Below are 25,826 nucleotides of genomic sequence, written 5' to 3' on the forward strand. Positions count from 1 at the left end.
AGTTCACTCCCTTCAGGGCAGTCGAGCTGCACAGCCTCTACGCTCGTTCGCTAACGCAGGATAAATCGGGTTCCAGTCACTCCTCGGGGGTCCGCTCCCCCGCGGCTCGCCGTCGCTGCGATTGAGTGCTCGGAGGCGACTGCAATGCAGGTACAGCCGAGGCGCGTCGCTCCGCCTCTTGGACTTTAAGCCGCAGATCTTCCAGCTCTGACAGTTGACAAACGAGGTCGTTCAACCGTTGGACAAGAAGGATCGAGCTATAACCCTGCATCAACGCCCTCCTGAGTCTGCAGCTATCCAGACAGCAAAAGGACCCCAGCCTCAGGGCGGTGAAGCTGGGGCTATCGAGCCGCCTTGGTGAAGGCAGCTGCCCCTTGGGGAGGCACGGGAAAACTTGGCAATCAGTAAGTCGTTCCAAGCCGAACAAAATGAGCCTTGCCTTGGGGCAATGGGGAAAGCTGGGGCCCGACTGCATCGCCCACTTGGGGAGAGGAATCGGGCAAACGCGGTAATTGGCGAGCCCGTACCAACCGCCGTGCCTCCGAAAAACGTTAGCGGCCCCTGTCGTCCTTGCCGTCGGGACAGCCATCGCCGCCGCCGTTACCCCACGGCTCGCTCTTTGCTCGCCTCCAAAAGCGCGTGTGCCGGCGAGTGGGTCGCTCGATAGGCAGTGTCGACCGATCGAAAGCGCAGCCGGACGGCTGTAAATTAGATTGAAATTCCATATTTAATATAGTTTAATATAGAAATTAAATGACGATTTTCAGAGTTTTGGGATCATGCCTCATTCTCCGTCCATCGTGCCTCATCCATATCCACGTGACGTCTATCTTGTGCTCGAGGATTATGGAGGTGGGCTCGGCCGTGCCTGGAGCGAAACCTCCGAAGACGACACTGGTCGAGCGACGCTGATGCGCCAAATAATGGAAGGTCAATACAAGCACCCTGCTCGGATCGTGGTCTTCAACACGGTTGAGGGATGGTCGCGTGATGTAACCGTAGAGATCGCAGATGAACTGCGCCGCTGCTTTGTCGAGTTCGATGACATTGCGCCAGCCGCGTTGGAATTCATCGAGAGAATCGGAAGGAACTGACTGTGGTGCGCAGTCGTGCCTTGCTTTGGTTTGCGCTAATCTCACAAACTTATCCGAGATGAGGACGATGAGCGGCAGCACGAACAAACAAGCGACGACGTGGGTGTGAGATAACCGCCTGGTGCGGCATAAGACCAACCCTTCTTGTGTTTGGAGTTGCCATGTCGGTGGGTTATGGTCGCGCTGTTGAATGGGACGGAAAGATCCTGACAGGCTCGGTGGTCGTAAATGGCGTGACGACCAAAGTGACTGCGGACCGAGCGATCATCCATGCGTATGCCGCGGGATTCAGCGATGCGCTCAGTTGGGAGATTGATCGCTTTCGGATAGAAATCTTTGAGAAGCTGATGCCATTCCTCCTTCGTCAGAATAGTTGACGGTAAGCTATGACCTCGCCGCGTGTCGGGGATTTTTCGGCAACGATGCTGATGAACTTCCGCTGCCGTGCACCTTACCTGACTTCCGGCAAGCAGATATCGTCATGGGATTAAAAGAGGCGGAGCATCAATCGATGGTCGAACGCCGCTTTCCTGGCCATCGCGGACCGGGTCCAGAATTGGCACGTGGACGATCTCGATGCCGCAGAGCCCTGTGATGCCCTGCCGCACCTGGAGCTGGCGGTCGCGAACCTGATCGCTATGTTGCGAACGGACGACCTGCGGTCCTAAAGGCCCGTCGGCGAGCCCGAGGCAGGAACGGTAGGAGACGCGGGGCAGCCTCCGCTCGATGGCGAGTCGTCAAGGTCCACGTTCATAGTCGCCAGGATGTAGCCGAAGGGTGAGCGCAAGGCATTCAGTTCCTCGACCTCGATCTCCATCCGTATTCCCCATGCGGAATCGTTGCGGTGATCTCGACGTCATTGCCGGCCGACACGCGCCAGGCTGCCACCCCGAAGCACAAGGTCAGCGTCAGGGCGAGGGCAAGCAGAAGCATAGAGACGAAATGGCTCACGCGCGTGTACCCGCAAATCTGAAACCAGTTGAGAGCGTGCACAGAGGCGCGATTCGGAAAATGCAGACGATCTGACGCATCGGCCGTTTTCCCCATCCTTACACGGGGCCAAAAGCGCTCACGATCCCGATCGTGATCGGCACGAGCGCGACCATCACCCACAAAGCGGGCGAGCTGGAGGACAGGCCAACGACCAGTATCAAAACACCGATACCTACGAGGGCCGCTGAGATTGCGTAGGCGACTGCCTTTTCCATCTATCGATCCACGACAACAAGGGATCGGTCGCACAAGGACTCGAGGCAAATCGAAACGTTCCTTTCTTTTCTTGATTTAACTCGGCCATAAAATCCTATTTAATGCTAGTTTTGCAACTTAATTTCGCCAAATTAAAAGGCGCTTTCTGCGCGTCGGGGCAGGGCTATTAACCCGGAGTCCTGCATGTTCACTCGAGTAGTCGTAGCTTTATTGCTCGCTTTTGCGACATCCATTTCATCTGAAGCGCGCCCCTTGCGCGCCGCTTTGCCACCTGAATGCAACGTGATTATGCCATGCGACTTTTCATCTTCGCTGGTGCAGGCGCAGAGATACACGAGACCGGCACCGCGCCTGCAGCGAGGTGCCGTTGCTAGCCTACGGATGTCTGTGGCCAGCTCAGGGGCCTTAAGTAGTGAGATCGTTAGCGGTCGTCCGGCCGGTTGCCCTCGATCGTTCTGCGGATGTGGTGCGGCGATCCGAGTGTTTGGTCGGGTAGTACCGGAACTGAACCTCGCAGCCAATTGGCTGCGCTTTCCCCGCACCTCGCCAGCACCGGGAATGGTTGCCGCGCGACGTGGACACGTCTTCGTCCTTGAACAGCCCATCGCTGGTGACATCTGGAAGGCGTACGATGCCAACTCAGGTGGGCACGCAACGCGAATTCACCCGCGCTCCCTGCGAGGGTACACCATCGTCAACCCTCATGCGGCTTAAAGCCATCGCGCAGCGTTCCCGTTAGAGTTTTCTCGCCACGTTCCGGAGCATCCGGTTCGCGGCTTCCGCTCAAAAACAGGGCCGCAGCAGTTTTCGCTGCGGCCCTGAAGTTGCAACTTGATTCTGCGCCGGCTTGTTCTCGCAGTTTGTCCCGAACACGGTCCGCCATCATGGGAAGCTTCAATGCAGCCAGGGCGTTCCATGACGATCATTGGTGTTCACATCAGAACGATAGAATTCGACGATGCGGTGCTTCATTGAGACCCGGACACGATAACCAGCGGATATCCACGCTCTCGCTTGAGGACCTGCTCTCTTCAGTGTGCTCCACCACGCAGTGAAGGTGTAGGCCGATCTCGGCAGAGGCTTCCCCAAGATCGCTTCAATTTCTGAAAAGGTGAGGCGGAGACTTTGACCGTTCTCCGTTCGCAGCCTTTCATGCAATGGCTGGTAAATCGACCTCGGCATGCGAGCACCATATCGACAAAATGGGCCGGCTGCCCGGCATTGGAATAGCAGACTGGTGCATATAGAGCGCGGAGGCAAAAGGCATTATCATTCAGGTCTGCAAGACCTCGCGGAGCCTGACGCAGCGACGTCTCTTCAGTGTTCCCTTAGCTCTAGGTCTCTCAGCAGCACGTGGAGAAAGTCGCTGGCGTGGTCATAGCGTTTACGACCATTCACGATCTCGCGGGTGCGCGGCTCCAGTGTGCTGGCGATGGCTTCAGCGCCGGGTAGATCAGCCTGGTGCGACCACTGCTGTAGCAGCCGATCAGGAATGCCTTGAGCGGATCCAGGCAGCTTCAACACACAATAATCGCCATTGTGCTTGTGATCAGCTTTCGCATAAAGAGCGAATAACGCTCGAAAGGCATTACGGGAAACGGCAGGTTTTGCCATTTAACATCCCCAACGTAAAATCGACTCGCTTTAAGTTTAGAAATCTGACGTGTTAACAAAATAAAATCCAGTGTAATTTAATCGCTTGCCCTCGAAAAAGAGGTCATCAGAACTGACGTAAATCGAAGCACTGTGCGTCACAGCTCGCGCCGCCCTGCATCTCCGATACCCTATGCTGCTACGGGACAATCGACCTTAGCAGGCGGCCGAGTAGGATGGGCGGGGCAGGGGCTGCCCCGCAAAATTGCTACCAGACCTCGCAAGTGACTGAGACGAACCGATGTTCGCTCAACCCGCTCCCGAAGTCGCTCTCGTGCGCATGATCAGACAGTCGGTCTGGCGCTGCCCGGTCAATAGCGCGCGATAGATCTGTCCCGATCGAGGCCAGTCAATTTGCATCGGCTGCGGCGACCCACTCGATCGGGGTGTCGCGACCGCAGGCCGGCACCTAGCCGCTCGATAGGCATTGTCTGGTCGCCATTTCATGGCTTGACGTAGGTCCATCCCTGCTCCTGCAACTGCATCACCCTAACGACGCCCGACCTCACCACTTGGGCTTGGGCAACGATCGGAATGTCTTTATTTTCGGCCTTTTGCATTTTCTCTTGCGTGTTTCCACAGGCTTTGAATGATACTTCCGGCGTGCTCAGAGCCATTTCCTCAATTCGCGCTTTCACCGGCGATGTGTCATCGCGGAGCATATGGAGGCCGGGGCCGAAGGTAATCACCTCCACTTTCACTCCTTCACCAACCTCCTTGTAGTATTGCGCGACGTTGAGTGCATTGTTCAATGCAAGATTCATTGACGCGGAGTCGCTTGTGTTGACCTGAAGGATTAAGCGGTGCTCTTTCTTGGCAGCAGACGATGGCGCGATGCGCGCCAGCTCAAATTGTTTTGGCGTCGCGGCCCGCGCCGATGAATTCGCGTGCGTTCTTGCCGCGCCATGTGTTGAGGCTGCAGGCAAACTGGGCTGTGCCGAGAGCAGGCGAGTCTCCTGTGCCGCGGAACTAGACAGCCCGACCGGGAGCGAGATGATTGTCGCGATCATCGCTGTGATAATCTTCGGAAATTTGTGCATTTTGTTGTTTCTCCAAGCAAGCTGAGGTTCATGATCAATTGTTGGGCTTCGCGATCGCGCGTGGCCATTTGCATGTTGCCGCAAATTTTGCACGTACGCTCTCGATACCATCGAGAGCGAACACTGCACCGGCGCTGGTCCCCGTTCGGCGTGACACATGCACGGAAAGTTTGGTGTGGCCGGGGATCGATTGCAACAGGCGAACGACATCGCCTTCAAGCGCGACACCGCGCACCGACGTAATTGTTGAGACCTGAAAAGGTGGATCATCATTGATGCGCAGGGAAAGGGTGTAATCCTCGCGGCGGCCCGACAGGCCGGCTCCATCAAGCAACACTTCGGTCAGGCCGCCGCGACAGCGTATCGACAGGCTCATTGCTGCGTCGGAACTGCCCCATTGAGATGGTAGTGTAGCCTTGATGATCGATGAATAATCGACTGGCGAGGTGGTCTCGCTGACGATCCACGCCCCGGCTCCATTTGCGGGCCGATCAGAGACGCGAACCGGCGCCATAGGGTCTTCGGCGCCTCGGGCCGAAGCGAGGTCATTTGCGATCCCGAGGGTCACGACGAGAGCGATCAGGGTGAACGTCATTGTGCCGCCTGGCTCGAACGCGGCAGACGATCGAGCCAGGCCTGCGCCGCGGGGAAGCGCGTCAGGCCAGGGACCGTCGCCGCCAAGTTGATCGACTTCCATTTCGGATCGAAACCGGGCTCCTGCAGCTTGTCGATCCGCGAGAACAGGCGGTCAACAAAGCGCGCCACACGATGAAAGCGATTGGATTTGATCGGCCAATTGAAAGCGACCAGTACGGTTGGAACGGCAATAGTTGTCACGCGTTCCCCCTGCCTGATCAAGTTCGGGTAATCAGCTGCGTCCAGCCAAGATGGCAGATAATAATCTTCGAGTTTGCTCTCGTAGGGGACCGGCAAGAACTTGAAGCCGGCATCCCAACGACCACGTATGAATGCATCCACCGGCTTCGATGTTATGAAAACGACGGCGGCCAGCTCACCCCTGCGCATTTGTTCCATCGCAATCTGATGGGGGATGAATGCCTTATCGACCTCGATACCCAGCCGGCTGAAGATCAGCGGGCCCGAATAAGCTGCGGCGGTACCTTGGGTGTTGAAATTGACCTTCTTTCCGACCAGATCACTCAAGCTCTGAATTTCGGGCCTGACGAATACGTGCAGTTCAGATGGAAACAGGTTGAGCACATAGGTGATCCGTCGCTGGATGTCCGGCACTTGGCTCTTGTACTCGTCAAGTGCGTCGGAATTGATGATTGCTGCATCAATGCCCCGCAAATACAGCAGCGAATTGACGTTTTCGGTTGCGCCACGGGTCACGATGGGCAGCACGTGGAGGTCCGTTCCATCATCGGCCACTCGCGCCATTTCCGCGGCAAGCCGAATGGGAGCTCCTTCCAGCAGACCTCCGGCAATTCCAACAGTCCAATCGTTCATGGCCGCGATTTCGGCCCTTGCATGATCCGCACGCGCCCGCGGAGTCTGCTGGGCCATTGCTGCGCAACAGCCCAGGATCAGAAGCGGAGCGGCTATCACGATGAGGAGAAACCAAGAGCGTATTCCAACCAGCTGCTTCATCGATCCGGCTCCCCTAGGAACGTCTATTCTGTTTTGTTCGCTGCGCTCTTCACTTCGACACGTAAGTTTAAGTTCGATCTGACTAGTCGATACAGCGCACGACCATTTGTCTGCACCGATGCTGCTAACGACCAAGTGCGTCGAATCGCTCCCTTGCCTCCTTGACCCCTCCGGCTGCTGCTCTGGCGTAAAGCTCTCGCGCCTTGGACGTGTCGCCGCGCGTTCCGCTCGCGCCCCATTTTGCAAGCAGGCTCGGATCATACGTTTCGGCGAGGGCGAAACTTGCCGGTGCGCTGCCTAATTCAGCAGCACGCTCCAGGACAACTCGTGCCGCGCCAATATCGCCTTGTCGAAGCAATCCGGTTGCGCGAGCGATCAATCGCACGAGTTCGGCGGCGTTTTCGTTCCCGGGAACCGGGGATGGTGCCTTCGGCTCAGCTGCTGTGACCACGAGCTCTCGCGCGAATTGCGCGGGCGGCGCCTGCGGCGATCCCAGCAGCAGTGTTCGGAGCAGTTCCCTTGTTGGCGAATTGCCGGCTCCGCCTTCACCCGACACGCCGGCGGGTAGCCACGGTCCGACACTCGGGCGCGCTGCGGCAAGTTCTTGCTCATCTCGGCCGGATTGGTTGCATTCTCGCCGGAGCTGCTTTTTCAACTGTTCGGCTCGATCATCGTTTGCCGCGGCTTGAGCTTCATAGGCGAACAGCTTGGAATGCGCCAACGAGAGCTCTTGCGCCAGCGCATCTGCTCTTTGGTGCTCCTCCTTTAATGAGAGCTTCAGTTTAGCCGAGATATTCTCCGCTGTTCGTTTGGTCTGCACCGCTTCTTCGGTTGCCTTCGCGATCTGCTGGGATCGGTTGTCGAGCTCGATTCGCGTCGTCGCGAGCGTCTCCTCCAGCTGTTTGGTACGATCGTGCTCCTGTCGGAGGCTTGCCTGGACCTGAGCCTCCGCTGCCTCTTTTGCACTGATCTCTGCGGCTTGTCTGGTTACCTCTGCGGACTGGGTCTCCAGGTCGTGATGAGCGGCTGTCAGATTCTGCTCCAGCCGGTTTGCCCGATCTTTCTCCCGCTCGACAGCTTGTTGCAGCTCTCTCGGATCACTCTGTGCCCGGCGTTCGGGTTCGCGACCCTCGGTGCCGATTTCGGGGCTTAGCCGTGCCTGCACTTCGAAATCGTTGCGCGCCTTGACAAGTTCCCGTTCCAGACGCTGCGTGTTCAAGCGCTCCTCCCGGAGCGATTTCTGCAGCTCATCGGTTTCATTCTCGGTGGCCTCCGCAATGCTGGTCCATTGCTCGCGTGCATGCTGCAACAGCCCCAGCACGGTATCCTGCTCCCGTCGGCATGTTCGAAGGTCAGCAGCAAGGGCCCGTATCCTCTCCTGTTCTGTGGCGAGCACTTGCCGCGATCGCTCGGTATTGCTGATTGTGGCTTGTGCGAGCTTCAGGGGTGTCGTGTCGGCAGATGGTTTCAGCCGCGCCGCGCGCCACCCTCCCGAGCCGGTCGTGCCGCGCAAGTGCGTCGCCATGACATGGGCGTCGCTCGCCGGCCAATTAGGCTGCTGCGCGAGAACGGGTATGGTCAAAACCGATATTACCGTCAGGACAGTCGGTGCAACCCACGCCGACCTTGTTGCGCAGGTGCGCGCACAGCTACGAACACAATCCGAGGCAATCCACACGTCTGCGCCGCGAACGGGCGATCCAAGGCCCGACCCTGCCTGCATCGGCGCTTGTGCCCTTATCCGCGACATTAATGCGTCATCCGTTTCTCAATTTCAATTTATCCATAGGCAAAAATAAACTATATTGTATTTTATTCAATCATTTATTGCCAATTAAATGTTCGGCCAATGCGGCCGGTCGCTTGAGAAGGAGATCGTCCAATGCTCCACCGACTCCCTTCGCTGATCATTGCGATTATCACGAGCGTAGCTGTGCTGGCCCTGGCCCAAGCAGGCGGCGCAGTGGCGGGCTCCGCGGGTGCCGGCACTGGGACGGGCACGGGCAGCGAAGGCGCCGGCAGGGCTTGGTTCTCCATGGGGCGCCTTGAAGAGGACTGACGCCCGGCACACGGCCGAGTGGGATTTGGGCTAGGCGAGAGCATTCACGCGGTTATGCGAGCGCTCGATTCCGCGGCATTCGGATCACGTCCGATCGGTCGGAGCGAGGAGCCAGCCGTGCATTGTTCGAAATGCTCGCGAAGCATGTCATTAGCCAAGTGCTCCCAGAACTCAGCTTCGGCGAGAAGCTTCCAGCTTCGATCTGGATGATGCGCAGAAGTCTGTCGGCACAGCGACGCCATCGCGCGCAAGCGGCGTACGGTCTCCATCCACTCCTCCCATTATTTTTCCCCACCTTATTTTCTGTTTTGCGTCATATTAATTATGATTATACCGGATAATCAAATTTGCCTTCCGTGGCGCGACTACCGAAACGATTTGACGCGAACGACTTTCGGCTTTGCTTTCAAATTGTCTTTCAGATGAAGCGCTGCTTCATAAGACTAAGAACAGATAAAAAGTCAGGCTTAAACCAACTCAGGTGCGGGACATGATCCGCAGCATGCCGCTCGTGGATGATCTCGGTCAGAGCCGGAAAGGGACGCCGGATCCAAGTGCAGCACTTTTCCCGACACAGAGCCTTCACTCGCATCGGCCTGCCTTGAAACCCCGCTGTGCGCACGCCTCATTGGGGAGCGATCGGGCGGCTTGGAGCTGTGCAAGGGTTATCGGAGGCTTCAAGGTCGATCCGTGAAACGATCGTCTTCGAGTTCGCTGAAATTACGCGCGCCGCTCGCCATCATTGAATCCGCGTGCGGCAACTCGTCCCAAACCGGGGCCTACGCATCCGTGACGCCGGCCCTAGTCTCGCTCTTTCTCCGAGGCTTCGCCCTTCCGCCCTTCGCACTTGCTCTCGTAGCCTGTGCAATTGGGCAAGCAGACTAACGAGCTCCATCGCCGTTTGACGCAGAACAGCCAAGCGGCTGCAAACCCCACTACTCACTACAATACCCCCAAACAGGCCCTTGCAGGATCAGCGATCGGAATCGTTAGTTTGCGCCGACCTGCCGGTGTGACGCTTAACTTACGGTTCATGAGGGCGTCAGTTCGCTTTACGACGATAGACCAAAATATTTCGTATCCCTCAAGTAAGCCCTGGCAGAAATAGCCGCCGAGACAGGAATCTGGATGAACGCTGCGCGATGATTGAGCGCATCCAGTCCGTACCAAGACTAGTTCCCAACCGGTGCGGCAGCCATGCCGCAAAAGATCAACTCCGCACACGCGGCGTCAAATGAGGCGGTCGGGCCCAAATTCGTGTAATGCTAGTCAGTTCGGCTCCGCGTCTGTACCGAAGCCCGCGACGCATCAACACAGCGGCGCTTCCTCGAATATCTCCCCTGGCCGCACGACCGGCTCATCGACCCAGGCCTCGCGAGCGAACCAGTTGTGATTGGCGCGACAGAACGGGCAACGAGTATTGCCATAAAACACAACGCTCCGCAGGAAAGCCTCACGGCCCGACCTAATACCAGTAGGAATCGCGCGACCGGTTTGCGGACATTTGACCATGATCATTCCCATGCGAGGCCTCCCTAGGAAATTATTATTCGTTGTCAAACGAAAGAGAACCCGGCCGGCTGGAGTGCGTCGTCATCTCAGTGTGGGTTACTTGGGGGGCATCGCACACTGGGAGTGCTTGTTCGAGCAGGGCGGGTTGCTCGTGACGGCGTTTTTCCAACCGGCCGGATCGCTGCTTGAGCGATTCCTTGGACGCCGCCGCTCTTTGGCTCGGCAGCGCGGGCGTTGATTATGCGTCTCTCGAAAGCTCCTTAGGCGCCACTGAAAATGGGCCAATCTGAGCGGGTGGGAGTTTTGCGCGTGCTATGCCGCTCGCGACGAAGACGATCATATCGCCCGTGATGGGCAAATTGGCTAATTCGATCACCGGTTTCACTCCACTCTCGTCAGCGAAATATTTTTCGTTAGGATTTAATCCTGCAAATTAAGCCTTGCGCTGTCGGTCTGGTTTGCGACTCTCGTCGAGTTTTATTTTTCGCTGTCCCGCACGCAGGAGGTCAAGATCATCGCGGCGATTTCTGCGACGCTGTTTCTCGGTCGGCTGTTATTTCGACGCAGGGCCCGCTTCTTGGTATTTGAATGGTTGCATCCGGTTCAAACATGAAATAAATATTGATTATATTGTTATCATATAAATCTCGTTGTTAATTGTTGTCAATGACGTAAGCTGTTTTCGTCAATTTTTTTGGTCGGAGGAGACGATGCGGGAATCAGTCCAGAAGAAGCGCAACTCCACCTCGGCTGCGAAGCAGTTGGCTCAAATGCGCGAGAAGCTAGCGAGCATCAGCGAGAGGGAGCGCGTTCTAGGAGAGCGGAGTGCTGCTCGCGAAGTTTACCGCTATCTGCTGGACTCTCACCGGTTGACCGCGCCGGCGACCTTTCTCGGAGGAGTGTTGAATATTTCTCTATCTGGGGTGAACGAGGGTGGTCAGCTGGCGGCGTGACCGGGGCCGTATGGTCATTCGAAATGAATCCCAGTCAGGCGATGTGCATCCGCACTGAGGTGGACTTGCGCCGTTGTAGCACGGCGATCAAGCCGAATTTCCTCGGCAACTGCAGCTCGTTTGAACGCGCCGTGGACAGGACATTGCCGGATGTTGTCGCCACCGCGTCGACACGGCGGCGAAACAGATATCGTTGCTATCGGGAATAGCCATGCTGGAAAAAACATCGGCAGAGATGGTGTTGAGACCCGCCGCGGGTGCAATCTTCGCGCTGGTGGACGGTCGATCAGTGCTTTTCAGCGAGACAAGGCAGAAGCTCTATGAGTTGGACCAGCTAGGGGCATTCATTTGGTGCAAGTTGGCACAAGGTGCTTCTTTGGAAGACGTCCATCAGGAGCTCGGGCAGCTAGGCATTGGCGAGCGCGCAGCGCGCGAGTTCACGTGGCAGGCGATGAACGTCTGGATCGATCGAGGGGTGCTCGATCTCGACTGGCGAATGTCGGCCGATTGTGCCTTCTCAACGGTTCTTGGTCAGCGCAGGATCAGCGTCCGGGCTGCAAATCGGGAGCTCTCGCAACAGTTGATTTCGCTATTTTGTGTTACGGACGACAGCGGCGAGGAGGAGGATATTGCGATCGAGACAATGATGCTCGGCGATCGGGTATTCTTCCGCGGGAATGACGGGAGCATCCATAGATGTGAAGCCGCAGCTCTGGCCCCTACAATCAAAGCTCACATCACCGAGCGACTTATCCGAAGCAATCAGTGGGCTTTCGCGCTCCACGCCGCTTCTCTTGCAAAGTGCGGCATGGGCTTACTGCTGTGCGGCCAACCGGGAGCCGGCAAGTCGACTCTTGCACTAGAATTGGTAGACGCTGGATTTCAGTATGCCGGCGATGACGTTGCGCTGATTGGGGCTGACGGAACGATCTGCGGCATCCCATTTGCCCTCACCCTCAAGCAGGGATCGTGGCGGTTGCTATCCCGACTGTATGGCGATTGGAACGACGTGACGCACCGCCGGTCCGATGGCGCCGAAGTGCGGTATTTGCCGATTCCGGATGCGCACAATGGGAGCCTCTCTGCCAAGTGGATCATCTTTCTGAACCGGGTCGCAAGCGGCCCCGTCGAGCTGACCCCCCTGGATCAGCTTGATTCGATCAAGCGGCTCATTGAGGGCGCTTTTGCCGCAGACGGGAAGCTGTCGCAGTCCGGCTTTTTCGCTTTGAAGCGGATTGTTGCGGGCGCACGATCTTTCCAACTCATCTATTCGGAATCGGCGCAGGCTCGACAGCTGCTGATGGACTTGTGCGATGACAAGGCATAGTGCGGCACTGACAAGCCTATGCAACTGCTTGCGAGGCTTGCCGCCCGTCGACGTGGAGTGGACCTCCGTCATCGGGCTCGCAAACCAGACGTTGACGACGCCTGCGCTCATTGACTTCGTTGATCAATTTGCATCGGTGTTGCCAGAGGACGTGTGCACCTATATCCGCCAGATCCATCGCCGAAACGTGCTGCGCAACGATCGGTTGGCCGGTCAACTGGAAGAGGCCGTCATTGCGATGAACGGCCAGGGAGTTACGCCGGTGTTGCTCAAGGGTGCGGCAACGCTAGCCACAGCACCTGTCGAGCGGCGAGGAGTTCGGCTGATGTGTGATCTGGATATTATGGTCGTGCCGGACGAAGCTGAAAGGGCGGTCGCCGCTCTGGGCGCAATTGGCTATGAAATTCATGATCAAGCGCGCCCCGAAAGCCGGAGATGGTATGTCGAGCTAAGTCGACCGCGGGATGTCGGAACCATCGATCTGCAACGGGCCGCTCCAGGCCCCGCGTACCTCTATGCTGGCCCCGGACATGCCCTGAACCATTGCGTCCCCGCGCTGCTGGGGCGGGGACGCGTGTACGTCCCGACGCCCACTTATCGAGCGCTGATGTTGATCATCCACGATCAGTTTCAAGACTACGGCTACTGGCTTGGCGAACTCGATCTGCGGCATCTGGTTGAGTTGCGCGACTTGAATGATTCCGAAGGGCTGGACTGGCAGGAACTTGCCTCTCATTTCTCGGGCGAACTGATGAAAAACGCGGTCGAAACCCAACTGCTCGCCCTTGCTGCGCTGCTTGGGGTCGAGGTCCCGCGCTCAATGCGCACCCGGCTGATTCCTCGTCTGCAGTTCATGCGACAATTAATGCAAGCGCGCTTTCCGGCCACACGGGTGCCGTTCCTCGCAATGACGGTCCTGGACCTCAGAAACTACCGGCGGGAGGCGACCTCTGGGTACTCGCAAACCGACATGCGCCGGCCTGGATTGTGGTCTGTACCAAGAACGGACACATTAAAGCTTCTGTTGAGGGCGGCCACCGCGGTTCGTGTGGGAAAGGTTTAGAGCTAGCAACGCTCGCACGCCTTCAAGGCCAAACGGTTTCAGCAACCGACATGTCTGCAGTTGCGCGGAGCTAATGCCCTTGACCGCCGGCGTTCCGATCGGACGATTCGCCGTTCTCGCGAATCCTGAACTCTTCGAGCGTGTGCCCGGATTGGAGCGCGGCAACTAGCCAGCGCGGCTGTTTACCACGTCCGGACCAGGTCTCTGTCGGGTGGAGTGGATTGAAGTATTTTGGCACGACTTTTGGGTATTTGCGGCGCGGCGGCTCGCTCGTTCCGGCGCTGGCGGCCCGGCTTTCAGCGTCACCGAATTGATCCGGCTGGTTGAGTTGCGCAAGACGTTTTTCGAGCTCCCGCTTCTCGACTGTGATTTTTTCGGCAAGTATCTTTGTCAGCTCTTCGTGAAGGAGCCAAAGTTCCTCAAAGTCCATGGCTTCGAGATCTTGCCGTCGCAGCATTCTCGTCACCGTTCGATCGACGCCTGATGCATCTGTCATCCTCAGCTTTCGAGGCATCGTTGCCCGAGCAGCGGATCAACGATAGGGCAAAGTCAGTGCTTCAAATTCACACTACAATAAATAAATAATATATTATTTAATAGTTATTGCGAGGGTTATTTCATTAAATGGGACGGGCAGATCCAGTGATTTGCCGCAGGGCAAAACAGAGAGGAAACCACAATCGAGTTCCTCTTGGGCATTTTCAAGTTTTCAAAGATACATTCGGAGCGTTCTTCCCGCGGCTGCACGGTCGGACATTAGAGGGGACCTGAAGGCTCAAATCGAGCCCAGGCGACTAGGTGGTGGGCTCATAAGCTCTGAGCCAAGGTCTAGTTGATGCCGGCAGAACAGCGGTGAGGAAGTTTCTAGCGAGTTTGTCGAAGCGCGTAGCAACGCGGCGGAAGTGTTTGATTTTGCAGAAGAAGCGCTCGATCATGTTGCGCTGGCGATAAAGGCCAGGGTCGACCGAGCGCTGAACGCTACCGTCCCGCTGGGTCGGGATGTGCGCCTCGCCGCCATGCTCGCGACAATGGCCTGGGAGCCGCGATGGGCAATGAGAGCGCGGGCGGGCGGCAGTCCTTCAAGCAGGGCTGCCACGGCGGTCTTGTCGGATGCCTGGCCGGCGGAGAGCACGATCCGCAATGGAAGGCCATTCTCGTCCACGACGGCATTGATCTTGGTGCTCAGTCTTCCACGAGAACGGCCAATGGCGTGATCCGGGCCCCCTTTTTCCACCGGCTGCATGCTGGTGAGCGCGAATGATCGAGGCATCTATGAGGTGCAGGGATCCGGGTGATTGCGCCGCAAGTGAAAAATCCGTAGCCAGACGCCAGCTTTTGACCAGCGATTGTAGCGATTATAGCAGTCGAGGCCCTTAACGACTGGGTAGATCGCGCCAGAGCGAGCCCGTCCTCAAAACATAAAAGATCGCATTGATGATCCGTCGGTCCATCCACCCGTGCCACGCCCCGCGGTTTGTTGGGCAGCAGCGATGCGATCAAACGCCACTCGGTGTCCGAAACATCGTACCGGGCCATGATCAAGGTTCCTCCTAAGACGCGCTTGAATCACGACAAACGCAAACGCTCAATGGTTATAGGTACAGAACCTAGCGCTGAGGAATATTGAGTTTTATCCGCGTCGAGTTATGCATCTCCGAAGCCCTGCATACGAGACTGCCCAGAACGAACGAAGGACAGCCTACGCCCAGCCATATTCATGGAGAATACTGCGTTGCAGATTCCCGTGCGGCCACTTGATGTGGTTCGTCACGTCGGGTCTCGCTTGAATGGTTGCATGGCTGCACGCAGGGCGTGTGAATTTACCCCGTCCGCGATTAAATTATGCGGATAGTCCATTTTTTCGGCTTGATTGACTGTTGCGACGCAGTTATCTGGAACTGCGGATTTCAGTTCGGTTCCATGTATTTTCTTGGGTAAATCGAGTTCACCATCTTGATTAATGTCGATCTGGGGCATATTAAGTTTGGCGCAACTACAGGGTGCGAGCATGCCAGCTAGGAAACTCGAGTTAGAATCAATGTCCCTTGACGACCTCTGGTCGCTTCATGAGGAAATTAGCGGGATCTTATCGGACCGAATTAAGGCAGAAAAGCACGAACTGGAGAAGCGCTTGGCGGTTCTCGGGGGCGGGGTGGCTGTTTTGGCGGACTCAAGCGGACCGGGCGTGTCTCCGACTGCCAAGGCGAGACGCAAATATCCGCGTGTGCTGCCGAAATACCGGAACCCCCAGACCTCCGAGACCTGGTCGGGGCGCGGCAAGCGGCCGCGGTGGTTGGTTGCTGCCATGAAGTCTGGCCGGAGAATTGAGGACTTTCGCATAGGGGATGCAAGTCCGAAGCTTCGTCAGCGCGCGTAACCTGATCTGCACTGTTCGACGAGGTGGTTGGGGTTTAATGGCCGCCGCAGTGCCCGTGATCCTGTGGGCCTAATAGGCGTTGCGTCCCCGCAGCACTTCGATGGGAGTTCGCAGCAGGATTACGAGATCAAGCCGAAGGCTCCAGTTGTCGATGTACCAGAGATCGTATTGTACGCGTGTTTCGATCGCAACGGCTGTGGGGGTTGGACCGCGGCAGCCATGGACTTGGGCCCATCCGGTCAATCCTGGCCTGACCCTGCAGCGAAGGGCGTAGTTCCGCACGAGCTTGTCAAATTCTCCGTCGTGAGCCAAGGCATGAGGACGCGGACCCACCAGCGACATGCTGCCGTCGAGAACATTCAACAGCTGTGGCAGTTCATCGAAGCTTGTTCGACGCAGCCATTTGCCGACGCGGGTGACGCGTCGGTCGACGGGATGGGCCTGACGGATCGCGGGCCCGTCCTCGAGCACATGCATCGTGCGGAATTTGCGAATCAGGAAGATCCGACCATTGAAGCCACAGCGCTTTTGCCGAAAGAATATGGGGCCGGGCGAATCCAGCTTGATCGCAAGTGCGGCCAGCACAAGCAGCGGGGCAAATATCGTCAAGGCGAGCCCCGCGACGAAAAGATCAATCATTCGCTTGGTCGCAGAGTCCAGCGGCGTAAGAGGACCACGCTGGAGTTCAACACAAACGGCACTTCCAAGACTTCGCGTAGGATGTCGAAGCAGTTCGGATGTCGTACCGACCGGCACGAACACGACCGGTAGCGGCAAGACTCGCAAGTCGGCAACGAAGGCCCGAAGTTCGGGCCATCGTTCCGGGTTCGCTTCCACCACCACCTGGTCGAGCTCGGAACTGCGAATGTACTCAATCACGCGAGCAGTGAGCCGCCTTCGACAGGCAGGACCGAAGCCGACTGGGGGCAAGCTGAACCGGCCTCGGACACAATAACCGTGCATCGCCAGCGTTTCAGACAGTCCGGCGTTTTTCGCTGGCGGCTGGTCGCTGACCAGAACAATATTTGTGCTGGCAAATTTTCTGCCGCTCAGGCCCCGTCCGAGAAGCACTCTCACTCCCCACCGCTCGGCCATAAGCAAGCCGAGGCCCAGGACGGCGAAAAGTGTGCCTGCTTGCTGAGAAGAGCCCGGACCGATTGCAAAGCCGTACACGGCCCATATCAAGAGCAACAACGACGTCCATGCCATCCAGACGGCGCGCATCTGACTTCGGAGGACGAGAAGCTCAGCTGGCCGATAAAGACCGTGGGTCTTCAAGAGGCAAACGAGACATGCCGCGCTGACTAGCGCCAGGCCAAGTGCGTTGCTTAAGTCGCCTGCAGCCCACCCATTCTGAGCTTGGCACAGCCACGTCGAAACGACGCTCGCAAAAACAACGGTCGCAATATCCGCACAGAGCGCCACGTATTCGATCGAGTCGTAACGGAGAGGCCATTTGGGCTGGCGGGATACTATCGGCCCGGGACTGACACGATCCGTAACTTCCCGATCGGGGAAATGTCGGTTCACGAAATTCATTGTCGGGACACCCGCGAGTTAATATTTAATATATTATTAATTAATCCGATTTCAAGAGAAAAATTCTGGTTTCCGCCATTTAAATATGTCGCACTGCTCAGAGGATCCTATCGAGATCCCTGCCGGGAATTCCGCGCGCGCATGTTGTCGAGGTAGGTCGGATCGAGCTCCGAAATTAAGTTCTCGAGATAGATCTTCCCCTCGGCCGAGGCTGACCGGTACGCGGCCACAAGCGCTGGTCTGATAGCAGGTCGACGCGTAACGACGAGGCTGACGTCCCGCTTGATCAAGTCCCGAAATTCAAGCTCGCGTACCACAGCATCTGTAGCGAGCGCGACGGACAGCCTTAACGGAAGCAGATCCAGATCGTTCGGCGCAGTATAGTACGACATCTTGAGCATGGCTGCCGTCCGGATCGAATTCTGTTTCGGCGCCGCCGCGAGCATGAGCCAAATGTCGCCGCGGAGCGGCGACGAGCGCAGCGCGCGGGCAAACGCGTTCGACGCTGCCGGAAGTTCCGTTTTTTGCTCGTCCGCGGCGAGAGCCGGATCTCCACGGGATCGTGATTCCCCTCGGATCCAAAGGTCTTCATGCGCTGCCGCAGCCGAAACTGGTTTCGAGATCCCGTTTCGCCATGCTGCTGCGGCCGAAACGGCTGGCGACAAAGAAGACTGATCTCCGAGATACCGGCCAGGGAGGACCATCCATATCGTCTGTATGATCAGCGCTATTCCAAGCACCGCCAGAGCAGCGCGCGGCCATGGGATGGCAAACGCTGGCGCTAGCCTTGGACGAGACGCCGGAGCTGGACCGGCCATCCAGTCCGAAGCCTCTTTCGATTCCAAGGATATGGCCTCTCTGCCCGTACCGGAGACGCTTTGACCGAACGCCAGCCCAAAAAGCGCAGCGACCAAAAGCGATGCGCCCAAACCCAGAATTCCATGGTCGGCAAAGGCCAGTATCGTCAGTGCAATCGAAGCACCGCCGCCCAAGGCGGGGTACACGTAGTCGTAAGCTCGTGACAGAGAACGCCTGATCAGAATACAAGCGCCGAGCATCGCTATTACTACAAGGCCGCAAAGGAACGCCCAGCCCATGTCTATAACCATTGCGGCGGCAGCCGTTGGCCTTTCTCGCGGGGCGCCGATTCCAATGTCCCGATAAAGCGGCAAAAGGACCGTCGAAGCGCCGGCACCGGATCCCGCCGGCCTGACCTCCTGTAGCATCCGTTCTGTCGCGATCTGACTGCTCGTTGACAAGGCGATCGTCACATCGGTGTTCGTCCTAAACGGAATAACCGTTACGCTGGCAATAAAGAATATTGCGGCGGTTGCGAAAACGCCAGCGGTGCCCCACAAGCCCAAGAACCACCTGCGAATAACGAAAACCGAGAGCAAGATTGCTGATCCGAGGAGGGCGGCGACGACGGCGGTGGAGTTGGTCCGAATGAGCAGCGCGGCCAAGCAGACAATCATTGCGATGGTCGCGGCGGACAGAGCAAGGAACGGAACTGGCGCAACTGTTCCTGGCCGACTGTGCCGGGCTATTTGATCGGCCGCGCGTATTGCCGTGGCGCAGGAGAGCAAGACGCCGAGCACTGCGACGGTTGAGCCATCGGGCCCGGCGACACCGGCAGTTTCCTTGCCGAACCACATGGCCGTGGCAATCGTGGCTATCGACAGTAGTATATGCAGGACTTGCGCTGCGCGATATCGGTCAAGCGTGATGACCGCAGTGACGAGGGCCGCGGCGAGCACAGCGCAATACTGCGCCAGCGAGAGCATAGTCGCCCCCATATCGAGTGTGATTTTTTCGGCGAGCGGCTCGCTTAAAGCCGCCGAAGCAGTTGCCCAGATGGGATTTCCGAGCGTGTCCATAGGCATCGGCACCACCTGTAACGCCATCCAGAGGGCCGGAGCCGCGAGCACAACGACGGGACCAGTCCGGAGCAGCTTGGTGAGCCCGAGGGAGGCGGGCGATGGAAAGATCGCTACAACGAGCGCGGCTGTTGCTAGTATGAATGATGCCAATCCCAAGCTTTGCAGGCTTTCCGGCATTGCGAGCGCCGCGGTGATCGCCACAAACTCGGCTAACAGGACAAGCCAGATAATCATGTAAACACCATGGTGTGGTGCGGCCACTCCGGTGGCCGGAGAACGTGCAGGCCGCTACGAGACAGCATCAAGAGCCGGAAAGGCCATAACGGATATAGTGGCTGTCATGATAGTAATAGCTCCGATGGCCGTCATATCGAGCCATTGCCTTGGTATCCGTCTTGCTGAGAACTGCCCCAATCAGCGATTCATGAATGTTGGGTGCCGTGTGCAGTGCGTGCTGCACGACATCTATTTTGGTGCGGCCCCACTCAACAATTAGAATATAGCCGTCTATTAGAGATGAAGTGACTCGGACATCAACTAACGGGGTCAGGGGAGGAAGGTCGACGATGACGTAGTCATAGTCAGCTCGCAGGCGGTCGAACAGCTTGCTTATTGCGTCGGCGCACAGAATCTCGCTGGTGTGAAGCAGAGATCCCCGCCGCACGGCGGGTAGAAATGCAAGGTTCGTCGTGGGATCTCGCCAAATCGTGTCCGCCAGGGATCGGCTGCCGTTTGCAACTTCGATGATTCCGTTGACAGCCCTGGGCGCAAAGATCGCAGAAAGTGAGGGATTCCTGAGGTCGCAATCGACGATGATCGCTTTCTTGCCGGTGTGCCCGATCAATTGCGCGAGCGAGGCTGCAATCGTAGTCTTCCCCTCATTCGGCAGGGCCGAGGTAATGCCGATGACCTGGGAGGAGATTTTGGCCGGATTGTGGTCGATGGCTAGCTTGATGGAACGAATGGCCTCGGTATATCGAGATAGCGGCATTCCGACCACGGTCCGATGAATTGCCATTGGAGACGGAACTATCCGTTGTTGAACGTCATCATCGGTTGGCTGGGAGCGAACTGGTAGCTTCGCGGATTTGCGGGCCGGTAACAATGGGACTAAAGACAGGCAAGGCAATTCCAGCACAGTTTCCACCTGTGAAGAGGTACGAAAGACGCGGTCCATGATGTCTCTGAGGAGCGCCAAGCCGACGCCCATCGCGAGACCGCCCAAGATGCCGAACGCCAGCACCAACATTGTCTTTGGCTTGCTCTTGCTCGGCGGCGGCGATGCGGGGAAAAGTACCCGCGTTTCCGAGACGGGAAATGTCTCCTGCTGCGCGGAGCCCATGTAACGCTGCAGAAAGGTCTCGTACAAGCTACGCAAACCCTTTGCCCGGCTTTCCAACTCCTTGATGGTCAGCTCGGCAGAATTGACTGAACGGGACTGCGAAACGGCCTTGGACAGTTGCTTTTCGATTTCTTGTTGCCGCTGTTTGGCGAATTCGAACTCGCTTCGGCTGACTTCGGCAAGTCTTTTGACTTCGTCGAAAATGGAGACGCGAAATTCCCGCGCGCGGTTCCGGATATTGACGACTGCTAGGTGGTCGCGACCTACCCTGGCCGACAACTCGGCCTCACGCCTCATGAGTTCCAGATACTGCTGACGCAGCCCGTTGATGATCTGACTGTTTGTCGAATCGGCTCCGATTGCATCCAGATTGTTCATCGAGGACGGCTTTGTCGGATCGGAGGCAAGGAGGGTTTCGTAGCGAGCCAACTTGGCCGTGGCTTCAGAGGTCTGGGCGCGAGCGGCAGCCAATCGGTTGTTGATTTCTGTGACCTGCTGGTCGTCGATGGGCTTTCCGTCCAAAGAAACGATATTGTTCTGGGTCTTGTAGACGTCGACGGCACGTTGTGCAGCGAGGGCTTGGTCGCCGAGATCGCGCAGCCTCTCCTGCAGCCAGCTTGTTGCCCTGCGATTGGCATCGAATTTCCCATTGAGCTGGTCCGCAACATAGGTGTTGGCTACGGCGTTGACGATCTCCGCGGCCCGGAGTGCGGTGCTCGAATTAAAGCTGATCTCGATGACGTTGCTGTACCCGACACGCCCTGCCGAAAGCCGATTGAGAAACGCGTCTACGATAGTGTCTAATGGTTCGCCATGGGTATCGGATGGGCCATCGTTCTTCGATCCAATCGACGCCCATGACCGAATTCGCTGCCAGAGCGACTGTAGAGATAGCCCTGTCGCACTAAAGTCCGGATCGTCCGACAGTTTCAACTGGTCGATGACCGCCACCGCAGTGGCCTTTGATCTCAGGAGCTGAAGCTGGGTCTCGATTTGATTGAGATCGAAGGCCGGCTCGGCGAGGAGCGATTGCTGCTGGACAAATTGGGGCCTTGGAGTAGCCAACAGGATCTGAACCTGCGCCGTATAGGTTGGAGACGCCAACCGGAGATAAAGCAGGCTGGCTGCAGTTACGAGCCCGGCAGTGACAAGGATCATGAGATATTGGCGTCGTAGAAGCCCGATGCCGAAATTGATGACGTCGCTGATTCCTCCGCTGTCCGTTTGAACGGGTTGGGCCAGCCCGGTCACAGGCAGCCGTACGCTATCCGTGTGTCGAAGATTGTTCTGGAGCATCACGTACCTGTCCGACGGTGGGTCACGTTGGGGCCGCTCGCCCGCAGACCAAGGGGCGCGCACGCGGTGGGGGATTATATGCATATAAAAATCTGCTTGCCAAATTAAATAAATCATATATTAATGTAAGCGAAATTGAAAATGACGGCGGCTTTGCCGTTTTCGGTCGGGCGTTAGCAAAATAGAGGATATTCTAGGAGTTACGGTCTGGCCGGTATTTGCATCGAGAATAATGTGATTGTTTCGAGGCGGGTCGGCGGGCGGATAATTAAATTCCGTCGGATATTTATGGTCCGCCGCAACTAACCCCGATGGGGAAATATTGAGGGCCGGCAGGAGGTGCCCAATGCTGGAACTGCGATCCTTGGCGATCCCCGATGTCAAAGTAATTCGAACAGATCGGTTTTCCGATGCCCGCGGGTACTTCTGTGAGACCTTTCAGCGATCGGCTTTTGCTGAGAAGGGAATCCTCCATGACTTCGTTCAGGATAATCAATCCAGCTCAGATCGGATCGGCACGGTGCGCGGCTTGCATTTCCAGCGACCGCCTTTCGCCCAGGCCAAGCTCATACGGGTGTTGAATGGGGCCATTCTCGATATTGCCGTTGATCTCCGACGTTCATCGCCCAATTTTGGCAAGCACGTCGCCATCCAGTTGGATAGCGAAAGCAGCGAGCAGCTGTTCATTCCGAAGGGATTCGCGCATGGGTTCTGTACCCTGCAGCCTAAGACCGTCGTCTTGTACAAGGTCGACCAAATCTACGCGCCGAGCCATGACAGCGGCGTCTATTGGGCTGATCCCGCATTAGCGATCAAGTGGCCCGTCACACCGTCAGAGGCTCAGATATCGCCAAAGGACCAGACCCTTCCTGCGCTCAACCAGCTTGCTTGCGTTTTCGAATAGTGGAGATGAAATAGTGGAGATGGGTGGAATGCGTATCCTGGTGACCGGCGGAGCGGGCTTTATCGGTTCTGCTGTGTGTCGCCGTTTGGTGCTGCAGACCAGTGCCGCGGTGGTCAACATCGACAAGTTGACATACGCAGCCGACCTGACTTCGCTGGCGAGCATCGAGAGGCTGGGGTCTTATACATTCCTGCAGTCCGACATCTGCGATCGAGAGGCTATGGATCTCGCGTTCGCCGACTACGAGCCGGATGCGATCATACACCTGGCCGCCGAAAGCCACGTCGACCGTTCGATCACCGGACCCGAGGCCTTCGTCAGCACCAATATAGTTGGTACCTACACTCTGTTGGAGGCGGCCAGGACCTACTACGAACGTCTGCCGCTTCCGCGGCGGAAGCAGTTCCGCTTCATCCACGTATCGACAGACGAAGTCTACGGGTCGTTGGGGCCGGAGGGCTTGTTTCGCGAGGACACGCCCTACAGGCCGAGTTCGCCGTATTCGGCGAGCAAGGCGGCCTCGGACCACCTCGCACTCGCGTGGTTTCGAACCTACGGTCTGCCGGTCATCGTATCGAATTGTTCGAACAATTACGGGCCGTACCAGTTCCCGGAAAAGCTCATCCCGCTGACGATCCTCAATGCGCTCGACCGGAAGCCGCTACCGGTCTATGGCGACGGCAGAAATATTCGCGACTGGCTTCATGTCGATGATCATGCCGCTGGCTTGATAAGGCTTCTGTACGAAGGAAGACCGGGCGAGAAGTACAATTTCGGCGGAGATGGCCAGCGATCCAACCTGGAGGTGGTCACCCGGATTTGTGACGTGGTGGATCGGTTATCCCTGGGCGCGGGAACGAGACGATCTCTCATTACGTTCGTGCCGGATCGTCCGGGACATGATGCGCGCTATGCAATCGACGCGACGAAGGCGCATCGCGAACTTGGCTGGGAACCGACGAGAACCTTCGAACAGGGCTTGGCCGAAACGGTCGGATGGTACCTCAACAATCGTGCATGGTGGCAGCGTGCTCGCTGCGGTGTCTATGACGGCTCGCGCCTGGGTCTCCTCGTTGCCCAACATTGAGGTGAAGATGATAGATCGACCGATCCTCATTGCCGGGCGGAATGGTCAGTTGGCAAAGTGTCTTCGTGATCTCGCTGCAATGCGCGGTCTGCCTGCGGTGGCTCTCGGGCACCGAGAACTCGATCTCGAGGACCGCGAAGGGATCGACAAGATCATCGCGTCGATCGCGCCGTCTGCAATGATCAATACAGCCGCTTATACGGCGGTTGATCAGGCCGAATCTGAAGCAGCGAAGGTGTTCAGCATCAACCGCGATGGCGCGGCGACGCTCGCAAATGTCGCTTGGCGGATGAACATTCCACTCATCCATCTCTCGACCGATTATGTATTCGACGGCGCGAAACCGGATGCGTACGACGAAAGCGACATTCCCGCGCCGTTGAACGTCTACGGCGCGTCGAAGCTTGCCGGCGAAGCTGCTGTATTGGCCGCGCATCCGCTCGCGACCGTGATCAGATGCTCGTGGCTTTACAGCCCCTATGGCAGCAACTTCGTTCGAACGATGCTGCGGTTGTGCGAGACGCAGCCCATCGTAAGGGTTGTTCGGGACCAGCACGGAAATCCGACCTACGCATACGACCTCGCGGGGGCCGTCCTTCAGATCGCAGAACGGTCAGTAACAGTCGATCGCCGGCCCGCGGCCGGCATCTTTCATCTCGCCGGTCAAGGCGAGGCAAGCTGGCACGACTTTGCGCAGGCAATCTTCGACGAGCTTTCCCGTCGCGGAGCGCGGATTCCGGTGCTCGAGGCGATCACGACTGAAGGGTTTCCGACCGCTGCGCCTCGGCCACGGAACTCGCGCCTCGACTCATCCAAGGCCGAACGCGTGTTCGGGATTCGCCTGGCGTCTTGGCGCCATTCACTTCAAGCTTGTCTGGACCAGCTGGTCGGAGAAGGAGAAACCGATGCTGAAGGGAATCGTGCTGGCTGGCGGCAGCGGAACGCGCCTCTATCCGATCACCCGCGTGATCAGCAAGCAGTTGCTCCCGATCTATGACAAACCGATGATCTATTATCCCCTGTCGACGCTGATGTTGGCGGGTATCCGTGACATTCTAATTATTACCACGCCTTCAGACCGGTGTCAGTTCGAACGATTGCTGGGGGACGGCAGCCAATGGGGCATTCGGCTCAGCTACGCGGAACAAACCCGTCCCGCCGGTCTCGCGGACGCCTTCATTGTCGGCGCGGATTTCATCGGAAGCGATCGCGTGGCGATGGTCCTTGGAGACAATATTTTCTTCGGCGACGGCCTGGGCGAACTGCTTGCCAGGGCGGCAGGACGTGAAGAGGGCGCAACGGTTTTTGCTTATCACGTGCGTGACCCAGAACGATATGGCGTGGTCGCGTTTGATGAGGCGGACCGCCCGATATCGATCGAGGAGAAGCCCATACGGCCAGCTTCGAACTGGGCGGTCACCGGTCTGTATTTCTTCGACAATCGCGTTGTGCGGTTGGCGCGCCGCGTTGAACCATCGGCCCGCGGAGAGCTCGAGATCACCGATCTGCAGATGCGCTACCTTTCAACTGGCGCTCTCCATGTTGAGCGGATGGGGAGGGGGTTTGCTTGGCTCGATACCGGCACGGTCGAATCGCTAATTGATGCAGGAATGTTCGTGCAAACGCTTGAAAAGCGCCAAGGCATGAAGGTTGCGTGCCTTGAGGAGGTTGCCTTCCGGCTGGGCTTCATAGATCGCGATCAGGTCCTCGCGCTGGCCCAGCCACTGGAGAAGAGCGGATATGGCAAATACCTGGGTGAAATTTCGCGGCTTCCGCGCCTATCCTTCGCCGCCAAAGCGAGTTCCGATTTAAATTAAACGATAATTAATATCGCATTGAATTGACATGAAAAGATGTTTAAATTAAATTGATTTTCTGCG

At 57.4% G+C, this 25,826-nt stretch carries 23 protein-coding genes and 2 pseudogenes; 10 read left to right on the forward strand and 15 right to left on the reverse strand.

Annotated elements, in window-relative coordinates:
- Positions 1 to 749 precede the first annotated feature (749 nt).
- A complete protein-coding gene (locus tag IVB19_RS13755) occupies positions 750 to 1,175 on the reverse strand; it encodes a hypothetical protein (protein ID WP_157642985.1) in 426 nt (141 codons plus the stop codon).
- Positions 1,176 to 1,255: 80 nt separating this feature from the next.
- On the opposite strand from IVB19_RS13755, the gene IVB19_RS13760 reads away from it, so the two are divergent.
- Complete coding sequence (locus IVB19_RS13760; protein ID WP_018456770.1) at positions 1,256 to 1,471, forward strand: hypothetical protein; 216 nt, start codon at positions 1,256 to 1,258, stop codon at positions 1,469 to 1,471.
- Positions 1,472 to 2,143: 672 nt separating this feature from the next.
- Here IVB19_RS13760 and IVB19_RS13765 read toward each other — a convergent pair.
- Positions 2,144 to 2,302 carry a hypothetical protein gene (locus IVB19_RS13765; protein WP_018456767.1) on the reverse strand — a complete coding sequence of 53 codons (159 nt, stop codon included), beginning with the start codon at positions 2,300 to 2,302 and terminating at the stop codon, positions 2,144 to 2,146.
- Positions 2,303 to 2,723: 421 nt separating this feature from the next.
- Between IVB19_RS13765 and IVB19_RS40650 the strand changes: the two are divergent.
- Positions 2,724 to 3,017 (forward strand): annotated as a pseudogene (locus IVB19_RS40650) (hypothetical protein); the annotation flags it as partial.
- 180 nt (positions 3,018 to 3,197) lie between these two features.
- Here the strand turns inward: IVB19_RS40650 and IVB19_RS40655 are convergent.
- The 7 genes from IVB19_RS40655 to IVB19_RS13800 all read right to left on the reverse strand — a co-directional run bounded on the left by IVB19_RS40655 (position 3,198) and on the right by IVB19_RS13800 (position 10,190).
- Positions 3,198 to 3,485: a DUF7662 domain-containing protein gene (locus IVB19_RS40655; RefSeq protein WP_433994716.1), complete on the reverse strand. Its 288-nt coding sequence runs from the start codon at positions 3,483 to 3,485 to the stop codon at positions 3,198 to 3,200.
- Positions 3,486 to 3,620: 135 nt separating this feature from the next.
- Positions 3,621 to 3,917: a hypothetical protein gene (locus IVB19_RS13775; RefSeq protein ID WP_085349058.1), complete on the reverse strand. Its 297-nt coding sequence runs from the start codon at positions 3,915 to 3,917 to the stop codon at positions 3,621 to 3,623.
- A 482-nt stretch (positions 3,918 to 4,399) separates the two neighbouring features.
- Positions 4,400 to 4,996, reverse strand: coding sequence for a DsrE family protein (locus IVB19_RS13780; RefSeq protein ID WP_085349057.1), 597 nt, complete (start codon positions 4,994 to 4,996; stop codon positions 4,400 to 4,402).
- 34 nt (positions 4,997 to 5,030) lie between these two features.
- Positions 5,031 to 5,591 (reverse strand): hypothetical protein, encoded by a 561-nt coding sequence (locus IVB19_RS13785; RefSeq protein ID WP_247821486.1) that lies wholly within the window; start codon positions 5,589 to 5,591, stop codon positions 5,031 to 5,033.
- On the reverse strand, positions 5,588 to 6,607 hold the full coding sequence (locus IVB19_RS13790) for a TAXI family TRAP transporter solute-binding subunit (protein WP_247821487.1): 1,020 nt from the start codon (positions 6,605 to 6,607) through the stop codon (positions 5,588 to 5,590). The genes IVB19_RS13785 and IVB19_RS13790 overlap by 4 nt, the downstream gene beginning before the upstream one ends.
- Before the next feature lie 124 nt (positions 6,608 to 6,731).
- Complete coding sequence (locus IVB19_RS13795; protein ID WP_247821488.1) at positions 6,732 to 8,120, reverse strand: coiled-coil domain-containing protein; 1,389 nt, start codon at positions 8,118 to 8,120, stop codon at positions 6,732 to 6,734.
- Between the two features lie 1,854 nt (positions 8,121 to 9,974).
- Positions 9,975 to 10,190 carry a hypothetical protein gene (locus IVB19_RS13800; RefSeq protein WP_247821489.1) on the reverse strand — a complete coding sequence of 72 codons (216 nt, stop codon included), beginning with the start codon at positions 10,188 to 10,190 and terminating at the stop codon, positions 9,975 to 9,977.
- Positions 10,191 to 10,888: 698 nt separating this feature from the next.
- Between IVB19_RS13800 and IVB19_RS13805 the strand changes: the two genes are divergently transcribed.
- The 3 genes from IVB19_RS13805 (at position 10,889) to IVB19_RS13815 (ending at position 13,521) form a co-directional block, all read left to right on the forward strand.
- A complete protein-coding gene (locus IVB19_RS13805) occupies positions 10,889 to 11,131 on the forward strand; it encodes a hypothetical protein (RefSeq protein WP_247821490.1) in 243 nt (80 codons plus the stop codon).
- Positions 11,132 to 11,342: 211 nt separating this feature from the next.
- Positions 11,343 to 12,458 carry a serine/threonine protein kinase gene (locus IVB19_RS13810; RefSeq protein ID WP_247410995.1) on the forward strand — a complete coding sequence of 372 codons (1,116 nt, stop codon included), beginning with the start codon at positions 11,343 to 11,345 and terminating at the stop codon, positions 12,456 to 12,458.
- Positions 12,459 to 12,495: 37 nt separating this feature from the next.
- The gene (locus IVB19_RS13815) at positions 12,496 to 13,521 is read left to right on the forward strand and encodes a nucleotidyltransferase family protein (protein WP_247821491.1); all 1,026 of its coding nucleotides are present in this window, start codon (positions 12,496 to 12,498) and stop codon (positions 13,519 to 13,521) included.
- A 70-nt stretch (positions 13,522 to 13,591) separates the two neighbouring features.
- Here the strand turns inward: IVB19_RS13815 and IVB19_RS13820 are convergent, their stop codons facing one another.
- From IVB19_RS13820 to IVB19_RS13830, 3 genes and pseudogenes are all read right to left on the reverse strand, one after another.
- The gene (locus IVB19_RS13820; protein WP_446482807.1) at positions 13,592 to 13,951 is read right to left on the reverse strand and encodes an H-NS histone family protein; all 360 of its coding nucleotides are present in this window, start codon (positions 13,949 to 13,951) and stop codon (positions 13,592 to 13,594) included.
- A gap of 364 nt (positions 13,952 to 14,315) precedes the next feature.
- Positions 14,316 to 15,057: pseudogene (locus tag IVB19_RS13825) on the reverse strand (IS5 family transposase).
- Positions 15,058 to 15,288: 231 nt separating this feature from the next.
- Entirely contained in the window at positions 15,289 to 15,498 is a 210-nt protein-coding gene (locus tag IVB19_RS13830) for a hypothetical protein (protein WP_247821492.1), read from the reverse strand.
- Between the two features lie 31 nt (positions 15,499 to 15,529).
- On the opposite strand from IVB19_RS13830, the gene IVB19_RS13835 reads away from it, so the two are divergent.
- Positions 15,530 to 15,898 carry an H-NS histone family protein gene (locus tag IVB19_RS13835; protein ID WP_247399314.1) on the forward strand — a complete coding sequence of 123 codons (369 nt, stop codon included), beginning with the start codon at positions 15,530 to 15,532 and terminating at the stop codon, positions 15,896 to 15,898.
- 69 nt (positions 15,899 to 15,967) lie between these two features.
- On the opposite strand, the gene IVB19_RS13840 is transcribed toward IVB19_RS13835, so the two are convergent.
- From IVB19_RS13840 to IVB19_RS13850, 3 genes are all read right to left on the reverse strand, one after another.
- Entirely contained in the window at positions 15,968 to 17,437 is a 1,470-nt protein-coding gene (locus IVB19_RS13840; protein ID WP_446482803.1) for an exopolysaccharide biosynthesis polyprenyl glycosylphosphotransferase, read from the reverse strand.
- A gap of 107 nt (positions 17,438 to 17,544) precedes the next feature.
- Positions 17,545 to 19,551, reverse strand: coding sequence for a hypothetical protein (locus IVB19_RS13845; protein WP_247821493.1), 2,007 nt, complete (start codon positions 19,549 to 19,551; stop codon positions 17,545 to 17,547).
- A gap of 67 nt (positions 19,552 to 19,618) precedes the next feature.
- Positions 19,619 to 21,955, reverse strand: a complete 2,337-nt coding sequence (locus IVB19_RS13850; RefSeq protein ID WP_247821682.1) for an AAA family ATPase — start codon at positions 21,953 to 21,955, stop codon at positions 19,619 to 19,621.
- Positions 21,956 to 22,301: 346 nt separating this feature from the next.
- Between IVB19_RS13850 and rfbC the strand changes: the two genes are divergently transcribed.
- From rfbC to rfbA, 4 genes are read left to right on the forward strand one after another with little or no spacing between them, the layout of a single operon-like run.
- Positions 22,302 to 22,859, forward strand: a complete 558-nt coding sequence (rfbC, locus tag IVB19_RS13855) for a dTDP-4-dehydrorhamnose 3,5-epimerase (protein WP_247821494.1) — start codon at positions 22,302 to 22,304, stop codon at positions 22,857 to 22,859.
- Between the two features lie 28 nt (positions 22,860 to 22,887).
- Entirely contained in the window at positions 22,888 to 23,946 is a 1,059-nt protein-coding gene (rfbB, locus tag IVB19_RS13860; protein ID WP_247821495.1) for a dTDP-glucose 4,6-dehydratase, read from the forward strand.
- The gene (rfbD, locus tag IVB19_RS13865) at positions 23,933 to 24,943 is read left to right on the forward strand and encodes a dTDP-4-dehydrorhamnose reductase (protein ID WP_247821496.1); all 1,011 of its coding nucleotides are present in this window, start codon (positions 23,933 to 23,935) and stop codon (positions 24,941 to 24,943) included. The genes rfbB and rfbD overlap by 14 nt, the downstream gene beginning before the upstream one ends.
- A complete protein-coding gene (gene rfbA / locus IVB19_RS13870; protein WP_247821497.1) occupies positions 24,852 to 25,763 on the forward strand; it encodes a glucose-1-phosphate thymidylyltransferase RfbA in 912 nt (303 codons plus the stop codon). Before rfbD ends, rfbA begins: the two co-directional genes overlap by 92 nt.
- Positions 25,764 to 25,826: the final 63 nt, after the last annotated feature.

Origin of the sequence: Bradyrhizobium sp. 187 (genome assembly GCF_023101005.1) — a bacterium.
Classification (GTDB): domain Bacteria; phylum Pseudomonadota; class Alphaproteobacteria; order Rhizobiales; family Xanthobacteraceae; genus Bradyrhizobium; species Bradyrhizobium canariense_D.

What these genes read in the sequence shown, in the direction of transcription:
- IVB19_RS13760 (WP_018456770.1), top strand. Translation starts at nt 1,256, where the DNA reads ATGTCGGTGGGTTATGGTCGCGCTGTTGAATGGGACGGAAAGATCCTG.
- IVB19_RS13765 (WP_018456767.1), bottom strand. Translation starts at nt 2,302, where the DNA reads ATGGAAAAGGCAGTCGCCTACGCAATCTCAGCGGCCCTCGTAGGTATC.
- IVB19_RS40655 (WP_433994716.1), bottom strand. Translation starts at nt 3,485, where the DNA reads ATGCCGAGGTCGATTTACCAGCCATTGCATGAAAGGCTGCGAACGGAG.
- IVB19_RS13775 (WP_085349058.1), bottom strand. Translation starts at nt 3,917, where the DNA reads ATGGCAAAACCTGCCGTTTCCCGTAATGCCTTTCGAGCGTTATTCGCT.
- IVB19_RS13780 (WP_085349057.1), bottom strand. Translation starts at nt 4,996, where the DNA reads ATGCACAAATTTCCGAAGATTATCACAGCGATGATCGCGACAATCATC.
- IVB19_RS13785 (WP_247821486.1), bottom strand. Translation starts at nt 5,591, where the DNA reads ATGACGTTCACCCTGATCGCTCTCGTCGTGACCCTCGGGATCGCAAAT.
- IVB19_RS13790 (WP_247821487.1), bottom strand. Translation starts at nt 6,607, where the DNA reads ATGAAGCAGCTGGTTGGAATACGCTCTTGGTTTCTCCTCATCGTGATA.
- IVB19_RS13800 (WP_247821489.1), bottom strand. Translation starts at nt 10,190, where the DNA reads ATGGGAATGATCATGGTCAAATGTCCGCAAACCGGTCGCGCGATTCCT.
- IVB19_RS13805 (WP_247821490.1), top strand. Translation starts at nt 10,889, where the DNA reads ATGCGGGAATCAGTCCAGAAGAAGCGCAACTCCACCTCGGCTGCGAAG.
- IVB19_RS13810 (WP_247410995.1), top strand. Translation starts at nt 11,343, where the DNA reads ATGCTGGAAAAAACATCGGCAGAGATGGTGTTGAGACCCGCCGCGGGT.
- IVB19_RS13820 (WP_446482807.1), bottom strand. Translation starts at nt 13,951, where the DNA reads ATGGACTTTGAGGAACTTTGGCTCCTTCACGAAGAGCTGACAAAGATA.
- IVB19_RS13830 (WP_247821492.1), bottom strand. Translation starts at nt 15,498, where the DNA reads ATGCCCCAGATCGACATTAATCAAGATGGTGAACTCGATTTACCCAAG.
- IVB19_RS13835 (WP_247399314.1), top strand. Translation starts at nt 15,530, where the DNA reads ATGCCAGCTAGGAAACTCGAGTTAGAATCAATGTCCCTTGACGACCTC.
- IVB19_RS13840 (WP_446482803.1), bottom strand. Translation starts at nt 17,437, where the DNA reads ATGAATTTCGTGAACCGACATTTCCCCGATCGGGAAGTTACGGATCGT.
- IVB19_RS13845 (WP_247821493.1), bottom strand. Translation starts at nt 19,551, where the DNA reads ATGATTATCTGGCTTGTCCTGTTAGCCGAGTTTGTGGCGATCACCGCG.
- IVB19_RS13850 (WP_247821682.1), bottom strand. Translation starts at nt 21,955, where the DNA reads ATGCTCCAGAACAATCTTCGACACACGGATAGCGTACGGCTGCCTGTG.
- rfbC (WP_247821494.1), top strand. Translation starts at nt 22,302, where the DNA reads ATGCTGGAACTGCGATCCTTGGCGATCCCCGATGTCAAAGTAATTCGA.
- rfbB (WP_247821495.1), top strand. Translation starts at nt 22,888, where the DNA reads ATGCGTATCCTGGTGACCGGCGGAGCGGGCTTTATCGGTTCTGCTGTG.
- rfbA (WP_247821497.1), top strand. Translation starts at nt 24,852, where the DNA reads ATGCTGAAGGGAATCGTGCTGGCTGGCGGCAGCGGAACGCGCCTCTAT.